This window comes from Brenneria rubrifaciens, from assembly GCF_005484945.1.
GTDB classification, from domain to species: domain Bacteria; phylum Pseudomonadota; class Gammaproteobacteria; order Enterobacterales; family Enterobacteriaceae; genus Brenneria; species Brenneria rubrifaciens.
In genome coordinates this window covers 1,985,884-2,002,969 of sequence record NZ_CP034035.1, presented here as the reverse complement: position 1 = coordinate 2,002,969, position 17,086 = coordinate 1,985,884, and the positions used below count along the sequence as shown (strand labels likewise).

The following is a 17,086-nucleotide window of genomic DNA, read 5'->3' as shown; positions in this document are numbered from 1 at the left end:
TAAAACTCGTTAAATCGCGCTATTGTAGTGTGGAATATGTTGCAGAGTTTTCTTTTTCGCATGAAATAAACTTATGCTGGTTCACAATACACGCTATATCAGAGAGATAAAGGGTATTTATGGCGTACTGGCAACATGCAGGGCGAGTTGGCGGATGATGGAGGCAGTCAATCCCCAGACAAACCGCCGCTGATACCAGGAGAGGTAAACACGATGGCGCTTTTGCTGTCGTTCGATATCCAGCGGGTAATAACGCGTCAGGGCAAAGGCCTCCTCCAGCGGGATTTCAAACAGTTCCGCCACTTCACTTTCATTGGGGTGAAAACGCGTCTGGGGTGAGATCAGTCCGACAACCGGCGTAACCTGAAATCCACTGACGCTGTCTACGGGCGGCAAGGTGCCGAGCACCTGCACATTTTGCGGCGGGATGGCGACTTCCTCCTGCGCTTCACGCAGCGCCGTCGCGATCGGCGAGCCATCTTCCTGGTCGGCGCTGCCACCGGGAAACGCCACCTGACCGGCGTGTTTTCGCAAATCCGGCGCGCGCCGGGTCAGCAGTAATGTTGGGGAAGGACGACAAACGATCGGCACCAGTACGGCCGCCTGGCGTTGTTGATACGCCGGGGAATGGGGCCGTAAGGTTTGCAGTTGAAAACGGGTAATAAACGCCGCCAAATCAAATGGCGCTGACGCGGTTTGTCTGTCAATGACTGGATGGGTCACAACTTTGCACCTGATTGTTTGGCTGTTGATCCAATATGGATAAAATGCGGCCGACTTTATCAAAGGTTTCCTGATATTCCGCCTGCTCCTGACTGTCAGCCACAATGCCGCCGCCTGCCCAGCAGTATATTTTTCCCTGTTCGGTTAATAATGTGCGGATGGCGATGTTGGTGTCCATGGTGCCGCAAACACTCAGATAGCCAATACTGCCGCAATAGGCATTACGTCGTTGCGGTTCCAGTTCTTCGATAATCTGCATCGCCCGTATCTTGGGCGCGCCGGTTATGGAGCCGCCAGGGAAACAGGCCCGCAGCAGCGCGAGGGCGTGACACGTATCCGGGAGCCGCGCTTCAATAGTGCTGACCAGATGATGGACGGCCGGGAAGGGTTCAACGGCGAACAACTCTGTTACACGGACGCTGCCCGGCACCGCCACGCGGCCGATATCGTTTCGCAGCAAATCCACGATCATCAGATTCTCCGCGCGATTTTTTTCGGAGTGCGCCAGGCGTTCGGCCTGCAAGGTGTCCGCATCTTGGTCAGACAACCGTGGCAACGTGCCTTTGATCGGCCGGGTCTGAATGCGGTGATTTTCCAGCCACAGGAAACGCTCGGGAGAGACGCTGATCACCGTATTTTCAGGTAAACGGATAAAGGCGGAAAAGGGCGCTTTATTCCCTTCCGACAGGCGCAGAAACGCCTGCCATTCATCGCCTTCATATTCCGCGCAGAAACGCTGAGCCAGATTGACCTGATAGCAATCTCCCGTCAGCAGATAATCCTGTATTTTATCGAATTTAACGCCGTACTCCTCGCGGCGCATGTTCGTGCGCCAGGGGGCGCGAAGTTGAAACGTTGACCGAACGTCATCGGCAGGCGACGCAGTCAGCCAGGCGAGCCGATCCTGAAGCGAACCTTCCGCGCCTTGTACGATCAGTGTTAGCGTCTGACGTTGATGATCCGCAACCAATGCCCAGTCATAGAGACCGACGGCCATATCAGGTAAATCAATGTCCCGTTCCGCCTGAACGGGCAATGTTTCAACACAACGCCCCAAATCGTAGCCGAACAAGCCCAGGGCGCCGCCCTGAAAAGGGAAGTCAGGATGCCTTTGCGCGGTAATGCCGAGTTGTTCCAGGGCTTGCTGTAACAGCGCGAACGGATCGCCTTCCACGACTTGGGTGGTTTCGTCGCGCGTTATCGCGGTTTTTCCGCCGCGGGTGGAGAGCGTAACCCGCGGGTCGGCGACCATGATGTCGAAACGGTTATGGGGGTGATCGGCAAAGCCTGAATGCAACAGCATCGCCCACGGCTGTTGTGAAAAGGGCGCAAAGCGCGCCAATAGCGCACCCGGCTGATAGGGGAGCGAGTGATAGACAAAGGAGGAGCCTGGAGGCTTTTCATGTAATTTCATACTTGGCAGGTGACGTTTATGCTGTTTCTGTCTGTTTGGCTATTCAGATCGGCTAGCGTATCACAAACCATAAGCGCTGGTGTATGACTGAAGGAGCGTGCGATGATACGCGCCAGGTTGGTAACCAGGAATTTATCATGATTACAGGCATGCCCGCGCTGACGCATCAACAGCAACAAGAAGCGGTGGAACGTATTCAGGAACTGATGTCGCAGGGAATGAGCAGTGGTCAGGCGATTGCGCGAGTCGCGGCGGAAATTCGTGAATCCCATAAGGGTGACAGTGTCACCGCAATGTTCGATGACGAGGACGATCGGGACAGCGGCCAGGAAGATCCCGATGCGACGTTTGACGATGGCGAAGAAGAGGAAGAACACTGACCGTTTTTCCTCTCCTGATGTGGTTTAAACGAAGTATTGGCATAATCAGCCCGGCGGGATCAGGGGATAGCGCCGGCAGTCTGAATCTGATTTAAGAGAGAGAGCGTGACAAGCGATCGTGTAATTGATGATTTTGCCACCAATGGGGCGTTAGCCAAAGCCATCAGCGGATTCAAACCGCGTGAACCGCAACGGCAAATGGCACAGGCGGTGATTCAGGCCATCAACAGTAAGCAGGCGGTGGTGGTGGAGGCAGGAACCGGCACCGGGAAAACCTACGCTTATCTGGCGCCTGCACTGCGCTCGAAAAAGAAAGTCATCATCTCAACGGGGTCGAAAGCCTTGCAGGATCAGCTCTACAGTCGGGATTTACCGACGGTGGCGCAGGCACTGAAATACAAGGGAAAGCTGGCGCTGCTTAAAGGCCGTTCCAATTACCTTTGTCTCGAGCGACTTGAGCAGCAATCACTGGCTGGCGGAGATTTATCCCCGCAAACTCTCAGTGAGCTGGTACGGTTACGGGGCTGGGCTTCTGAAACCACGGAAGGCGACGTGACCACCTGTAACGGGGTGGCGGAGGACAGTCCGGTTTGGCCGCTGGTGACCAGTACCAACGATAACTGTCTGGGGGGCGATTGTCCGCGATACAAAGAGTGTTTCGTGGTAAAAGCCCGCCGCAAGGCGATGGATGCGGATATCGTGGTGGTGAATCACCATCTGTATCTGGCGGATAGGGTGGTGAAAGAAAGCGGTTTTGCCGAATTGATCCCGGAAAGTGACGTGGTCATTTTTGATGAGGCACACCAGATTCCCGATATTGCCAGTCAGTACTTTGGTCAGCAGCTTTCCAGCCGGCAACTGTTGGATTTGGCGAAGGACATCATTATCGCCTATCGAACTGAGGTGCGGGATGCGGCTCAGCTACAGAAAAGCGCCGATCGTCTGAGCCAGAGTACGCAGGATTTTCGCCTGGCGTTGGGCGATCCCGGCTTTCGCGGCAATCTGCGCGACGTGCTTAGCCAGCCTGCTCTTCAGCATACGCTGGTCTTATTGGATGACGCGCTGGAACTCTGCTACGACGTGGCCAAACTTTCATTGGGACGCTCTGCGCTGCTCGATGCCGCCTTTGAACGGGCAACGCTGTACCGCAACCGGCTGAAACGCCTGCGGGATGTGCGGCAACCGGGTTACAGCTACTGGTATGAGTGCAATTCCCGCCACTTTGTGTTGGCGTTGACGCCGCTGTCGGTTGCCGATCGCTTCCGTGAACTGATGAAAGAAAAACAGGCGGCATGGGTATTTACCTCTGCGACGCTCTCCGTCAACGAACAGTTGAAACATTTTACCGATCGCCTGGGGCTGGACGAGGCCAGTACGCTGTTGCTGCCCAGTCCGTTCGACTACGCGAGGCAGGCGCTGCTTTGTGTGCCGCGTTATCTGCCGGAAACCAACCAGCCGGGCGCCGCGCGTAAGCTGGCAGCCCTATTGCGTCCGTTGATTGAAGCCAATCAGGGGCGCTGTTTTATGCTGTGTACATCGCATCAAATGATGCGCGATCTGGCCGCCGAATTCCGCGCCACGCTGACATTACCCGTGCTGTTGCAGGGGGAAACCGGCAAATCGCAGTTGCTGTCGCAGTTCGTGTCAGCAGGGAATGCGCTTCTGGTGGCGACCAGCAGCTTCTGGGAAGGCGTTGACGTGCGCGGCGATGCTTTGTCTTGTGTGATCATCGATAAATTGCCTTTTACTTCACCGGACGATCCCTTATTGAAAGCGCGTATCGAAGATTGTCGTCTGCGTGGCGGAGAGCCATTTGATGACGTACAACTGCCTGATGCGGTGATTACCCTGAAACAGGGCGTTGGTCGCCTGATTCGCGATACAGACGATCGCGGCGTGTTGGTGATTTGCGATAGCCGGTTGGTAATGCGACCTTATGGCGCTGTGTTCCTTAACAGTCTGCCCCCCGCCCCCCGCACGCGCGATATGGCGCAGGTTATTGAGTTTATTAATCAAAAAGCATAGCTATTGCCAGCGAACGGTAGGTGTCAAGGTGCAGGACAGTGGCTTGGATGATGACGGGGACACAGGGTGTTATGCTATTATGTGCGCCGTTAAGATTTATTTATCCCGCCTGAGGTTGGCATGTCTACGCGAATTCTAGCGCTTGATACCGCGACGGAAGCCTGTTCTGTCGCGCTCTGGAATGATGGTGAAATTCATTCTGTGTTTGAAGTTTGTCCCCGTGAGCATACTCAGCGAGTGTTGCCAATGGTTCAGCAGGTGCTGGCGGAAAGCGGTTTAACGCTTGGCGAACTGGATGCGGTGGCGTTTGGTCAGGGTCCAGGCAGTTTTACCGGCGTGCGAATCGGTATCGGCATCGCACAAGGCCTGGCGCTGGGCGCGGAACTGCCTATGATTGGCGTTTCCACATTGGCGACGATGGCGCAGGGCGCGTTTCGTCGGGTTAATGCTTCTCAGGTGTTGGCCGCGATTGATGCCCGGATGGGCGAGGTTTACTGGGCGCACTACCAGCGTAGCGTCGATGGCGTCTGGCAAGGCGAATCTTCCGAGGCCGTTCTGACGCCACAGCAGGTGCAAACATTGACGGCTGAACTGCGTGGCGAGTGGGCAACGGTAGGAACAGGCTGGCAAACCTATCCCGATCTGGTGAATCGAGCCGCGTTGACCTTGCGTGACGGCGAGATGCCGTTGCCACAGGCCGAAGACCTATTGCCACTGGCGCTTGCGCAATGGCGGGCCGGAAAAGCGGTGAGTGTTGAACAGGCCCAGCCGTGTTACCTGCGTAACGAGGTGGCCTGGAAAAAACTGCCTGGGCGTTGAATTTCAACGCGATTCGCTGGACTGGATGACGGTTACAGCCGTTTCCAACCGCGAGAAAACGGCAACTAATTCGATGCGTTATCCTCTTATTATCAGACCTTAAAAAAGGTGTATGTCATGACAGCGATTATAATGCATATGAAGCGCAAAAAATGGCTGGCACAGTTCGTATGGCAGGGGATCGCCGTTGCCGCTGTTTCAATGCTTGCTGGCTGCGTCAGCGTGCCTGATGCGATTAAGGGAACCTCTCCGACGCCTCAGGACGATCTGGTGCGGGTAATGAATGCGCCGCAACTTTATGTCGGCCAGGCGTCCCGCTTTGGCGGCCGGGTGGTCAATATTCATAATGACGCCAACCGAACCCGATTGGAAATCGTCAGTCTGCCACTCGACAGCGGCGCCAGACCGCGGCTGAATCAGCCTTCTGAAGGGCGCTTTATTGCCTATGTGAATCGCTTCCTTGAGCCGGTTGATTTTCAGGATCGATTGGTTACCGTCGTCGGCCCCATTACGGGCTCTGAGCAAGGCTCCATCGGCAATAAACCTTACCGCTTTGTGGTGGTGGAAGTGCAGGGGTACAAACGCTGGAACGTGACACAACAGGTGATGATGCCGCCCGGCGCTTACGGCCCGTGGGGGTGGGAAGGTCGATACGGCCGAGGCTGGGGCCCCGGTTGGGGTTTCGGCGGCGGTTGGTATGGACCTGTGCAAGTTGAAAATGTCGTAACAGAATAATATCTGTTGTAGACGAAAAATTCAGGCGACCCAGGTTGCCTGATTTTTTTTGAACAAATTACTAATACAACCTCAGTGATCGCTCTCGCGGCCTTGATATTGTTTGCTGGCTTACGGATAAGGTGAGTTAAAATAATGTTAATTAATGGGGCGGTGAGGGTGGCGATGCCACTGAAAAAATCTCTCGGGAGTAACGTTTTGGACAAAATTTGGTTATCACGCTACCCGGCCTCGGTGCCTGCGGAAATTGATCCGGATCGCTTTGCCTCACTGATTGATATGTTTGAAAGCACCGTAAAGCGTTATGCCGATCAAACTGCATTTATCAACATGGGTGAAGTGATGACATTTCGCAAGCTTGAAGAGCGTAGCCGGGCCTTTGCAGCCTATCTGCAAAACCGGCTTGGGTTAAAGAAAGGCGATCGTGTCGCTTTGATGATGCCCAACCTGTTGCAGTATCCGGTGGCGTTGTTTGGCGTGCTGCGGGCGGGGATGGTGGTGGTGAATGTTAACCCGCTCTATACGCCGCCAGAGCTGGAGCATCAGCTCAAAGATAGCGGCGCCAACACGATCGTCATTGTATCCAATTTTGCCCATACGCTGGAAAAAGTGGTCGCTAATACGTCGGTAAAACACGTTATTCTGACCCGTATGGGCGATCAGCTCTCCACGCCAAAAGGGACGCTGGTCAATTTTGTTGTCAAATATATCAAGCGGCTGGTGCCGAAATATCATCTACCCGGCGCTATCTCTTTTCGTCGGGCATTGCAGGAAGGGCGACGCCTGCAATATGTCAAGCCCGACGTCATCAATACCGATCTGGCCTTTCTGCAATATACCGGGGGAACGACGGGCGTTGCCAAAGGCGCGATGCTGACCCACCGCAACATGCAGGCAAATCTGGAGCAGTGTATCGCCGCCTATGGCCCCACACTGCGGGAGGGGCAAGAATGGGTGGTAACGGCATTGCCGCTATATCACATTTTTGCGCTGACGGTGAATTGCCTGCTGTTTTTTGCTCTGGGCGGAAAAAATAGGCTGATCACTAATCCCCGTGATATTCCGGCGGTCGTTAACGAATTGAAAGCGTTCCCGTTCACGGCGATCACCGGGGTAAATACCTTATTTAATGCTTTGCTGAATAACAAAGATTTTCATCAGCTTGATTTTTCCGCGTTGCGATTGTCCGTAGGCGGTGGGGCGGCGATACAGCAGGCGGTTGCCGAACGTTGGGAGACGCTCACGGGTAAACATTTGTTGGAAGGCTATGGGCTGACGGAGAGTTCGCCGCTGGTGTCGGGTAATCCCTATGACATGAAATGTTACAATGGTAGCATCGGGTTGCCGGTTCCTTCTACCGATATCAGGATCGTAGATGATAACGGCATTGACGTTGGGCCAGGAGAGGCTGGCGAGCTATGGGTCTGCGGTCCGCAGGTGATGCAGGGTTATTGGCAGCAGCCAGCGGCAACCGATGAAGTATTAAAAAATGGCTGGTTGGCGACCGGTGACATTGTCACGATTGATGATGAGGGATTTCTACGGATTATCGACCGCAAGAAAGAGATCATTCTGGTGTCCGGTTTTAACGTTTACCCCACGGAAATTGAAGATGTGATCGCACGCCATCCGAAAGTCTCTGAGTCTGCGGTGGTAGGGGTGCCGAGTGATTTGTCGGGTGAGGCGGTGAAAGCCTTTGTGGTGCGCAGCGATCCTTCGTTGACCAAAGCGGGCTTGATTTCGCATTGCCGCCGTAACCTTACCGGGTATAAAGTGCCAAAAGAAATTGAATTCTGTGATGATTTACCCAAATCAAGCGTAGGGAAAATCCTGCGACGGCAACTGCGAGACGAAAATCGTCCGGTCGCAAAGGCGGTAAACGCCTAAATCCGCGGCGAGAGCGATGATATATCAATAAAACGCCTCCAGCAGACGACGGGGCGCGATACCCTGGCTATCAGCATAAAAAGCGGCCTGCTGTGACCTGCGGCAATACGATCCGCCACAATGCATCAGGTCCGTTATTTTAGTCACGCCGGTTAGTCCGGCGTGACTTATTAGATTTATAAGCTATTGAGAGAATAATGTTTTGAATTATCAGTTGATTACTACCGACACCGGGTTAACACACGTTTGCACACTAGCGCGCCAGTATCGTCAGATTGCGCTGGATACCGAGTTCGTCAGAACAAGGACGTACTACCCGCAGTTAGGGTTAATCCAATTGTACGATGGCGAACGGCTTTCGCTTATCGATCCCCAGGCGATTAACGACTGGCTTCCTTTTCAACAACTGCTGCGTGATCAGCAGGTCACCAAATTTCTGCATGCCGGCAGTGAAGATCTGGAAGTGTTTCTCAATGCTTTCGGCCTATCTCCCTCTCCTTTTATCGACACCCAGATTCTGGCCGCCTTTTTAGGCAAACCGCTTTCCTTTGGTTTTGCCGCGTTGGTCGCCGAGTACATGGGAGTGACGCTCGATAAAAGCGAATCACGTACTGACTGGGTCGCCCGTCCGCTGAGTGAAAAACAGTGTGATTACGCCGCTGCGGATGTGTTCTATCTGTTACCGATGGCCCTTAAACTGGTAGCGCAAACCGAGGCGGCCGGTTGGACAAGCGCGGCGCTGGATGAGTGTCTTCTTCTGTGCCAGCGTAAACAGGAGGTTTTGGCGCCGGAGGAGGCTTACCGTGAAATTGGCAACGCCTGGCAGTTGCAAGGCCGCCATCTGGCGTGTCTGCAACGCCTTGCCGAGTGGCGTTTGCGTAAAGCCCGCGAGCGCGATAGCGCGGTGAATTTTGTGGTGCGTGAAGAACATCTCTGGCAGGTTGCCCGATTTTTGCCTTCGTCACTGGGAGAGTTGGATTCACTGGGGCTTAGCGGCCCGGAAATCCGCTACCACGGTAAAACGCTGCTGTCGCTGGTGGAGCAAACCGAGGGTATCGCGGATGCCGATTGCCCGGCCCCGATCGTCAATCTGATTGATTACCCCGGCTATAAAAAGGCATTTAAAGACATTAAGGCGCTGGTGCAGCGCTACAGCGAGAGCAGCGGACTCTCCGCCGAACTGCTGGCGTCACGCCGCCAAATTAACCGGCTATTGAACTGGCACTGGAAATTAACCGGACGGGACGCTTTACCTGAAATGCTCGTCGGCTGGCGCGATAATTTATATGGTCAGGCGCTGCGGGAAATTTTGCAGGGATATTAATTTTTGCTGATTTGTGATTAATCGCCACTCTCCTATTAATTTATTGAAACATGTCTTTTTAAGATGGGGGCGAATGGCGATTATTTCAGAAATATCTCAGTCAATTTTATCCATCTGGGGAAATCTTTGCCGTGACAAAAGCGAATAAACCATTGCGCGTAAATAAATTTGAAGCGCAAGATTGGGATGATTAATAGAGGCTGGATATATATACAACATCCCCTGCCAATGAGCAGGGGATGTTTATGACAGAAAAATCATTTAGGCGTTTCTTCCGCTTCTGGCAAAGTGACGTTCAACTCAAGCACGGAAATATCATCGCCTTTTTGCTCGAGTTGAACCGTTACCATTTCCGGGTCAATCTGCACATATTTACAGATGACCTCAAGTATATCCCGTTTCAATTGCGGCAGATAATGGGGCTCACTGTCTCCCCGACGTCGCTCCGCGACAATAATTTGTAGCCGTTCCTTGGCGATATTGGCTGTCGTTTTTTTGCGGGACAGAAAGAAGTCGAGTAGTGCCATAATTTATCCCCCAAAAAGTCGTTTAAGGAAACCTTTCTTCTCTTCCTCTACAAAGCGGAAAGCCCGCTCTTCTCCTAACAGACGGTCGACCGTATCGGCATAGGCTTTGCCCGCATCGGATTCGACATCCAGAATAACCGGTTCGCCCTGATTGGAGGCGCGTAGTACGGACTGATCTTCTGGAATCACGCCAACCAGCGGAATTCGCAGAATTTCAAGTACGTCTTCCATGCTCAGCATGTCGCCGCGGCTTACTCTGCCTGGATTATAACGGGTCAGCAGCAGATGTTCCTTAATGGGGTCTTCTGAGCGTTCCGCACGACGCGATTTTGACGATAGAATGCCAAGAATACGGTCGGAGTCACGAACCGAGGAGACTTCCGGGTTGGTCGTGATGATGGCTTCATCAGCGAAATACAGCGCCATCAGCGCCCCGGTTTCGATACCTGCCGGTGAGTCACAAACGATGAAATCGAACGCCATTTCGTTCAGATCGTTCAGCACTTTCTCGACACCTTCACGGGTCAATGCCTCTTTATCACGCGTTTGTGAGGCGGGCAGAATGTACAGGTTATCCGTGCGTTTATCTTTGATCAGCGCCTGATTCAGCGTTGCATCACCTTGAATAACATTAACAAAATCATAAACTACGCGACGTTCGCACCCCATGATCAGATCCAGGTTGCGCAGACCGATATCAAAATCGATAACGACGGTCTTTTTTTCTTTCCGGGCTAAACCGGTAGCAATGGCCGCGCTTGAAGTGGTCTTGCCAACGCCCCCTTTACCCGATGTAACAACAATGATGCGTGCCATAAATGTTTCCTTGTCAAAGGGTTTAGAACGTATCCCATCAGGCTGTGCCTATTGTCACGGCCAGTCATCGCCTGCTGGCATAGGTGCTAGTCTAGAGGTTTTATGTTTAAAACATTGTCCAGAAGGTCGAGGTTTATTCTCGCCGCCTGCCCGAAATATGACGCGGGTATCTGGTCGCTCAGCCAATAACGCCCGGCGATAGACACCAATTCTGCGGCCAGATGTGTACAGAATATCAGGCTTTGTTCATCGCCTGAGACGCCGGCGAGGGCGCGACCTCGCATCATGCCATAAATATGAATATTGCCATCGGCAATCACCTCAGCGCCCGCGCTGACGCTGCTGGCCACAATCAGATCGCAGTTTCGTGCGTAAATCTGCTGGCCGGAGCGTATCGGCGTATTGATGACTTGGGTTTTTACCGCGGCAGGGGCGGATGCAACGGTATCGTTTGGACGGCGTTGCGCTTTTCCTTCGCTCAGCAGAGGTAAACCTGCCTGCGTAATCATCTGCTTCAACTGCTCGTCTTTACAGCCGCTGACGCCGACGACGCGCAATCCTGTCGAAGAAATAGCCTGTTGTAATTTTATCCAGTCGGTTTCAGCCGTCAATGTGGCGACATTAATGACAACCGGGGCATTTTTCAGAAAAGCGGGCGCTTGCTCGATTTTCTCCTGTAGTGCCTGATAAATTACCTCGGGTTGGGAATCATGCAAATGAACAACCGATAAGGTAAAGCTGCTGCCTTTTAATTCTATTGGCGTTTGTGACATCTATCCTGACTCAGTTTCAGCATCTTTTAATCCCCAAAGTAACATTTGAGGCATGATATTCTAGAGCGCTGTAAGCATGTTATAGTCACAATTATATACAGGCAAGATGCCATTCCCATTAAATAGAGTAAAAAAAGATGTTTTGTGCGATTTATCGAAGTTCCAAACGTGATCAGACATATCTTTATGTCGAAAAAAAAGACGATTTTTCCCGCGTCCCGGAAGCGCTGATAAAAAGATTTGGTACGCCGCATTTCGCCATGCTATTGCCGCTCGACGGCAGTAAAAAATTAGCTAATGCCGATATTGAAAAGGTGAAACAAGCACTCAGGGAAGAGGGGTTCTATCTACAGGTTCCGCCTCCGCCGGAAACGTTATTAAAGACGCTTTGGTAAATGTAAAAAATTAATACCGACGTTTATTTTCAGATAATGCCTTAATCATAATATTGTGCCCAGAGTACTCAAAATGAAACCCGTATGAATAACCGGGTTTTTGTAAAAGTAGTCTGAACGGTATTCGACTCACGTCGACCGTCAGGTGACCTCACTCATTATTATTGTCCACGGCGAACATTCGACTGTTTGTTATCTGCTGCGACGCACGCCGCAACGCTTGGCGGAATGGCGGAATAGGCTGCGGGAACGGGCTGTTTTTATCGGATTGCATTTTATATGATGGTGCCAGGGGCATAACGACAGAGCGATAGATGCCATAATTACCCAACAATAACAGACAGGGCAGGAGAACATCCATGTATCAACACAGAGACTGGCAGGGGGCGTTGCTTGATTTCCCGGTCAACAAAGTAGTATGTGTCGGCAGTAATTACTCAGGGCATATAAAGGAGATGGGCAGTGCCACGCCAACCGAGCCCGTGCTATTCATCAAACCTGAGACGTCACTGTGTGATTTACGCCAACCAGTGGCCATTCCTAAAAACCTGGGCTCCGTCCATCATGAAGTTGAGCTGGCGGTGCTGATTGGCACACCGTTGAAACAGGCGAATGAAGAACGTGTTGCGCGGGCCATTGCCGGCTATGGCGTGGCGTTGGATTTGACGCTGCGCGATTTGCAAGCTGAATTTAAAAAAGCCGGGCAACCGTGGGAAAAAGCAAAGGGGTTTGATGGTTCTTGTCCTATCTCCGGTTTTATTCCGGTATCCGAATTCGGTGACGCGCAGCAGACTGATCTGGGCGTCAGAGTGAATGACGAAGTTCGTCAGCAGGGGAACACTCGCGACATGATCACGCCGATTCTACCGCTAATCGCCTATATGAGCCGCTTCTTTACGCTACGCGCGGGCGACATTATTCTGACCGGTACGCCGCAGGGCGTCGGGCCGATTCAATCTGGCGATATGCTGAAAATCTCAGTTAACGCTCATACCCTGAATACGCGTATCATCTAAACATCCGGCTACCTGTTTTTGTATCAGCGGGTAGCAACGCATGCTCCCGCCTGCTAAAGCCGCTATACACAGCCCCAAAAGATTAACTGGAAAAGAAAGAACATGAGTGAACGCCCCTTTTGGCAGCACAAGACATTGTCAGAGATGTCCGATGATGAATGGGAGTCGTTATGTGACGGCTGCGGTCAATGCTGTCTGAATAAACTGATTGATGAGGATACAGAGGAGATCTATTTCACCAATGTAGCCTGCGATCAACTGAATATAAAAAGTTGCCAATGTCGTAACTATGAACGCCGTTTCGAGTATGAAGCTGACTGTATCAAACTTACTCGTGAGAATTTGCTGACGTTCAACTGGCTGCCAGCGACCTGCGCATACCGTCTGATTAATGAAGGGAAGCCGTTACCGTACTGGCACCCGCTGCTCACTGGCTCCAAGGCGGCGATGCACGGCGAACGCATTTCTGTGCGCCATATTGCGGTACGAGAAAGTGAAGTTTTTGACTGGCAAGATCACATTTTAAACAAACCAGTGTGGGCCAGATAACAATAACGGGCATTCTTCACTGTGCAGTTTTTAATATGCTGTATAATTTTTGTACGCCAACGAACAGCATAGGAGGGGGGACAAATGGTTAACTTTGAAAAACTCATTATCCAATACGGCGATCAATATACTGATTTTGCTGCCTCCACGATTGCTTTTATGGAAAGCCAGCAGAAAGCGATCAACGCTGATGAGGTGACGAAAAATATGCCTAAAGAGAAGAGGCAATTTTTCAAGGAGAGATTAGTCCACTACCGGCATATCTATCGCCCTCAGCAGTGAAGGGGAGGCGTGTGTCTCAAGCCGTCACACCCTTAGCCCGGGTGTGACGTCGTTCTTATTGAGTCAGCGGCTGAAAAGGTCGCGACGCTTAGGGCGGAAAGGTTGGGCAATCAGAACCAATACGGCTATCAGCAGATAAACCGCGAAAATACCGACTAACCACTGCGGCATTTCCAGTGATAAAAATTGCCACTGACGTTCGGAACAGTCTCCCGATGCATTAAATACGGCCGGAAGCCATTTATCCAGCGGCAGCCATGACGGGAAGCTGACGAAGAAGTCACAGGTGTTAAAGGGAGACGGGTTAAGCAGTATATCCGTATGTTTCCAGGCAAGGCGCAGCCCTTCAAATGCGCTGTATATCCAGAGTCCAATAGCGGGATAACGCAGCAAACTGGCCGGGGCAATGGCGCCCAGCAAACCTGCGCCCATGACGCCGAAAAGTGCAGTGCGTTGATAGATGCAAAGTACGCAGGGTTTCAAGAGCATGACGTGTTGGAAATAAAGCGCGACCGATTCCAGAATCACGGCTGTTAATGCCATTAATAACCACGCACCGCGCCCACGTGAGCAACGGTTAAGAAATCGCAACATAACAAGTATTCCATGCTAAAAATGATCGAAATAGCGGTATAAACCGATCTGGTTTCTCCGCCATCATTTCACCGTTCACTGTGAAAAACATAACAATCTATTAATTTGATTTTTTTTAATTTCGCCGCGGTGCAGTGATGTCGAAAACACATCCGGTTTCCCGCTGCACATTACTATACACGATTGTGAGGGTGAGTGGCTGCCGGATATGTGTGTATCCGATATTGAGATCCCGTAATGTTGCGGCACGAAATCGATAAAAGGCGCCCATATGCATTCAATGCGTAACATCATATCCGAAATGTTTATATATAATTAAACAAAGAGCATCTCGTCGTCCGGTCCAATGATTATGTGAGTAATTTACATCCCAAATGTGTTTTGTGCAGGGCTGCGATGCTATGTCATGGTTAGTTCGTCTGGTATGATGAGGTCCGCTGTCATCGGTAAATATCGCTATGGAATATCAAACTCATGGTCATAAAGGCGCAAAGTCCGGCTGGATTCGCGGAAGAATATATCATTGAAAGTATATGGAATAATCGATTTCCTCCGGGTTCAATTCTGCCGGCAGAAAGGGAACTTTCCGAGCTGATAGGGGTAACGCGCACCACGTTGCGCGAGGTGCTCCAGCGATTGGCGCGTGACGGCTGGCTTACTATCCAGCATGGCAAACCGACGAAGATTAATAATTTTTGGGAAACCTCCGGGCTGAATATTTTGGAGACGTTGGCGAGACTCGATCACGATAGCGTGCCTCAGTTGATCGATAACCTTCTGTCCGTGCGTACCAATATCGCGGCGATTTTTATCCGTACGGCCTTGCGCCAGCACCCGGAAAAAACGCGTGAAGTGCTCACCCAAACCGGAACAGTGGGTGACAACGCAGAGGCTTTCGCCCAATTGGATTATAATGTCTTTCGTGGTCTGGCCTTTGCCTCGGGAAATCCTATTTATGGCCTTATCCTTAACGGACTGAAAGGGCTGTATATCCGTGTTGGCCGCTATTATTTCTCCAATCCCGATGCCCGCAAACTGGCGATGGATTTTTATGGTCGTCTGGAAGTGCTGTGTCGGGACGGGTTATATGAGCAGGTCATGGAGGTGGTCAGACACTACGGAAAAGAAAGCGGGGCCATCTGGCACACTATGCAGAGCGCTCTTCCACGAGATATCGCCGACATTCGTCGCTAGACGCATCTAATACGAAAGGGTATTCACGAGTCTGAATACCCTTGGTGGCTTCTCTCTCTTTGCATTATGCCTCAGGTTATTGCCGAATTCCTCGGCGGACAGCGCTCCAGCAACTCCACGCTGCCGTCCGTGTTCGCCTGCTCAAGATATACGTCAAATCCCCACAGGCGGTGAACATGCTTCATCACTTCCTGGCTGCTTTTATCCAGCGGCGCGCGATTATGAGGAATATAGCGTAGCGTTAACGAACGGTTACCGCGCAAATCCACATTCCACACCTGAATATTGGGCTCAAGATGGCTCAGGTTGTATTGCGCGGACAACTCCTGGCGGATCAAGCGATAGCCCTCTTCATCATGAATCGCGGCAATTTCAAGATAGTTGTTGTGATCGTCATCCAGCACGGTAAACAGTCGGAAGTCGCGCATGACTTTTGGCGACAGAAACTGGCTGATGAAACTCTCGTCTTTGAAGTTCTGCATGGCGAAATGCAGCGTATCAAGCCAGTCCTTACCCGCGATATCCGGGAACCAGTAGCGATCTTCTTCGGTTGGCGCCTGACAAACACGCTTGATGTCCTGAAACATGGCGAAGCCGAGCGCGTAAGGGTTGAAGCCGCTGTAATACGGGCTATTGTAGGGAGGCTGATAGATAACGTTGGTATGGCTGTGCAGGAACTCCATCATAAAGCGCTCAGACACCCGCCCTTCATCATAAAGATGATTAAGAATGGTATAGTGCCAGAAGGTGGCCCAACCCTCGTTCATGACCTGAGTCTGTTTTTGTGGATAGAAATACTGGCTGACTTTACGCACGATACGTAAAATTTCACGTTTCCATGGTTCCAGCAGCGGCGCGTTTTTTTCCATAAAGTACAGCAGGTTTTCCTGCGGTTCCCGCGGGAAACGATGGGCGCGTTCGGGTGAAATATCCTGTTCGCGCCGCGGCAGCGTTTTCCAGAGTTCGTTAACCTGGCTTTGCAGATATTCTTCGCGGCTTTTCTGCCGGGATTTCTCCTCTTCCAGCGAGATTTTCTGCGGTCGTTTGTAACGATCCACGCCGTAATTCATCAAGGCATGACAAGAGTCCAGCAGCCGTTCGACCTCTTCGACGCCATAGCGTTCTTCACACTGCGAGATATACAGTCGGGCGAAGATCAGATAATCGACGATAGAGCCGGCATCTGTCCAACTGCGAAACAGATAGTTTCCTTTGAAGAACGAATTATGCCCGTAGCAGGCATGAGCCATGACCAACGCTTGCATGGGCATGGTGTTCTCTTCCATCAGATAGGCAATACAAGGATCGGAATTGATGACAATTTCGTACGCCAGCCCTTGTTGACCGTGCTTGTAACGTTGCTCGGTTTCAATGAATTTCTTCCCGAACGACCAGTGAGAATAGTTGATCGGCATGCCAATACTGGAATAGGCATCCATCATCTGCTCAGAGGTAATCACTTCAATTTGATGCGGATACGTATCCAGCCGATAGTATTTCGCTACGCGATCTATCTCATCAAGGTAGATCTGTAATAGATCAAACGTCCAGTCTGGTCCATCATCAAGACGATTCGGTTTCTTTACCTGATCATTGGTCGATATAGCCATCAGCGCCCCCCTACATGACTGCA

The 17,086-nt window shown here is 51.7% G+C and carries 18 protein-coding genes; 11 read left to right on the top strand and 7 right to left on the bottom strand.

The features are described 5' to 3' along the window. Positions 1 to 117: 117 nt before the first annotated feature. Positions 118 to 723: a CoA pyrophosphatase gene (locus tag EH207_RS09300; protein WP_137713750.1), complete on the bottom strand. Its 606-nt coding sequence runs from the start codon at positions 721 to 723 to the stop codon at positions 118 to 120. Beyond that, complete coding sequence (gene pabB, locus EH207_RS09295) at positions 704 to 2,137, bottom strand: aminodeoxychorismate synthase component 1 (protein ID WP_137713749.1); 1,434 nt, start codon at positions 2,135 to 2,137, stop codon at positions 704 to 706. Before pabB ends, EH207_RS09300 begins: the two co-directional genes overlap by 20 nt. A gap of 137 nt (positions 2,138 to 2,274) precedes the next feature. Here pabB and EH207_RS09290 point away from each other — a divergent pair, with 137 nt between their 5' ends. The 6 genes from EH207_RS09290 to rnd all read left to right on the top strand — a co-directional run bounded on the left by EH207_RS09290 (position 2,275) and on the right by rnd (position 9,307). Next, positions 2,275 to 2,517 carry a YoaH family protein gene (locus EH207_RS09290; RefSeq protein WP_137713748.1) on the top strand — a complete coding sequence of 81 codons (243 nt, stop codon included), beginning with the start codon at positions 2,275 to 2,277 and terminating at the stop codon, positions 2,515 to 2,517. A 105-nt stretch (positions 2,518 to 2,622) separates the two neighbouring features. After that, positions 2,623 to 4,542, top strand: a complete 1,920-nt coding sequence (gene yoaA / locus EH207_RS09285) for a DNA repair helicase YoaA (RefSeq protein ID WP_137713747.1) — start codon at positions 2,623 to 2,625, stop codon at positions 4,540 to 4,542. A 120-nt stretch (positions 4,543 to 4,662) separates the two neighbouring features. Then, positions 4,663 to 5,361 carry a tRNA (adenosine(37)-N6)-threonylcarbamoyltransferase complex dimerization subunit type 1 TsaB gene (gene tsaB / locus EH207_RS09280; protein ID WP_137713746.1) on the top strand — a complete coding sequence of 233 codons (699 nt, stop codon included), beginning with the start codon at positions 4,663 to 4,665 and terminating at the stop codon, positions 5,359 to 5,361. A gap of 201 nt (positions 5,362 to 5,562) precedes the next feature. Beyond that, positions 5,563 to 6,096 (top strand): Slp family lipoprotein, encoded by a 534-nt coding sequence (locus tag EH207_RS09275; RefSeq protein ID WP_246048966.1) that lies wholly within the window; start codon positions 5,563 to 5,565, stop codon positions 6,094 to 6,096. A 198-nt stretch (positions 6,097 to 6,294) separates the two neighbouring features. Beyond that, entirely contained in the window at positions 6,295 to 7,983 is a 1,689-nt protein-coding gene (gene fadD / locus EH207_RS09270; protein ID WP_137713744.1) for a long-chain-fatty-acid--CoA ligase FadD, read from the top strand. A gap of 202 nt (positions 7,984 to 8,185) precedes the next feature. After that, complete coding sequence (gene rnd, locus EH207_RS09265) at positions 8,186 to 9,307, top strand: ribonuclease D (protein ID WP_137713743.1); 1,122 nt, start codon at positions 8,186 to 8,188, stop codon at positions 9,305 to 9,307. Between the two features lie 257 nt (positions 9,308 to 9,564). On the opposite strand, the gene minE is transcribed toward rnd, so the two are convergent. The 3 genes from minE to minC all read right to left on the bottom strand — a co-directional run bounded on the left by minE (position 9,565) and on the right by minC (position 11,423). Then, positions 9,565 to 9,834, bottom strand: coding sequence for a cell division topological specificity factor MinE (gene minE / locus EH207_RS09260; protein ID WP_015840174.1), 270 nt, complete (start codon positions 9,832 to 9,834; stop codon positions 9,565 to 9,567). Positions 9,835 to 9,837: 3 nt separating this feature from the next. After that, positions 9,838 to 10,650, bottom strand: a complete 813-nt coding sequence (gene minD, locus EH207_RS09255; RefSeq protein WP_137713742.1) for a septum site-determining protein MinD — start codon at positions 10,648 to 10,650, stop codon at positions 9,838 to 9,840. An 86-nt stretch (positions 10,651 to 10,736) separates the two neighbouring features. After that, the gene (gene minC, locus EH207_RS09250; RefSeq protein ID WP_137713741.1) at positions 10,737 to 11,423 is read right to left on the bottom strand and encodes a septum site-determining protein MinC; all 687 of its coding nucleotides are present in this window, start codon (positions 11,421 to 11,423) and stop codon (positions 10,737 to 10,739) included. A 137-nt stretch (positions 11,424 to 11,560) separates the two neighbouring features. Between minC and EH207_RS09245 the strand changes: the two genes are divergently transcribed. From EH207_RS09245 to EH207_RS09230, 4 genes are all read left to right on the top strand, one after another. After that, positions 11,561 to 11,818 carry a YcgL domain-containing protein gene (locus EH207_RS09245; RefSeq protein WP_137713740.1) on the top strand — a complete coding sequence of 86 codons (258 nt, stop codon included), beginning with the start codon at positions 11,561 to 11,563 and terminating at the stop codon, positions 11,816 to 11,818. Positions 11,819 to 12,177: 359 nt separating this feature from the next. Beyond that, positions 12,178 to 12,834 (top strand): fumarylacetoacetate hydrolase family protein, encoded by a 657-nt coding sequence (locus EH207_RS09240; protein ID WP_137713739.1) that lies wholly within the window; start codon positions 12,178 to 12,180, stop codon positions 12,832 to 12,834. A gap of 102 nt (positions 12,835 to 12,936) precedes the next feature. Further along, positions 12,937 to 13,383 (top strand): YcgN family cysteine cluster protein, encoded by a 447-nt coding sequence (locus tag EH207_RS09235; protein WP_137713738.1) that lies wholly within the window; start codon positions 12,937 to 12,939, stop codon positions 13,381 to 13,383. Positions 13,384 to 13,467: 84 nt separating this feature from the next. After that, the gene (locus EH207_RS09230; RefSeq protein WP_137713737.1) at positions 13,468 to 13,665 is read left to right on the top strand and encodes a DNA polymerase III subunit theta; all 198 of its coding nucleotides are present in this window, start codon (positions 13,468 to 13,470) and stop codon (positions 13,663 to 13,665) included. Positions 13,666 to 13,728: 63 nt separating this feature from the next. Here the strand turns inward: EH207_RS09230 and dsbB are convergent, their stop codons facing one another. Further along, entirely contained in the window at positions 13,729 to 14,259 is a 531-nt protein-coding gene (gene dsbB, locus EH207_RS09225) for a disulfide bond formation protein DsbB (RefSeq protein ID WP_137713736.1), read from the bottom strand. Between the two features lie 474 nt (positions 14,260 to 14,733). Between dsbB and fadR the strand changes: the two genes are divergently transcribed. Further along, on the top strand, positions 14,734 to 15,453 hold the full coding sequence (gene fadR / locus EH207_RS09220) for a fatty acid metabolism transcriptional regulator FadR (RefSeq protein WP_137713735.1): 720 nt from the start codon (positions 14,734 to 14,736) through the stop codon (positions 15,451 to 15,453). Between the two features lie 71 nt (positions 15,454 to 15,524). Here the strand turns inward: fadR and EH207_RS09215 are convergent, their stop codons facing one another. Continuing rightward, entirely contained in the window at positions 15,525 to 17,063 is a 1,539-nt protein-coding gene (locus EH207_RS09215) for a SpoVR family protein (protein WP_137713734.1), read from the bottom strand. Positions 17,064 to 17,086: the final 23 nt, after the last annotated feature.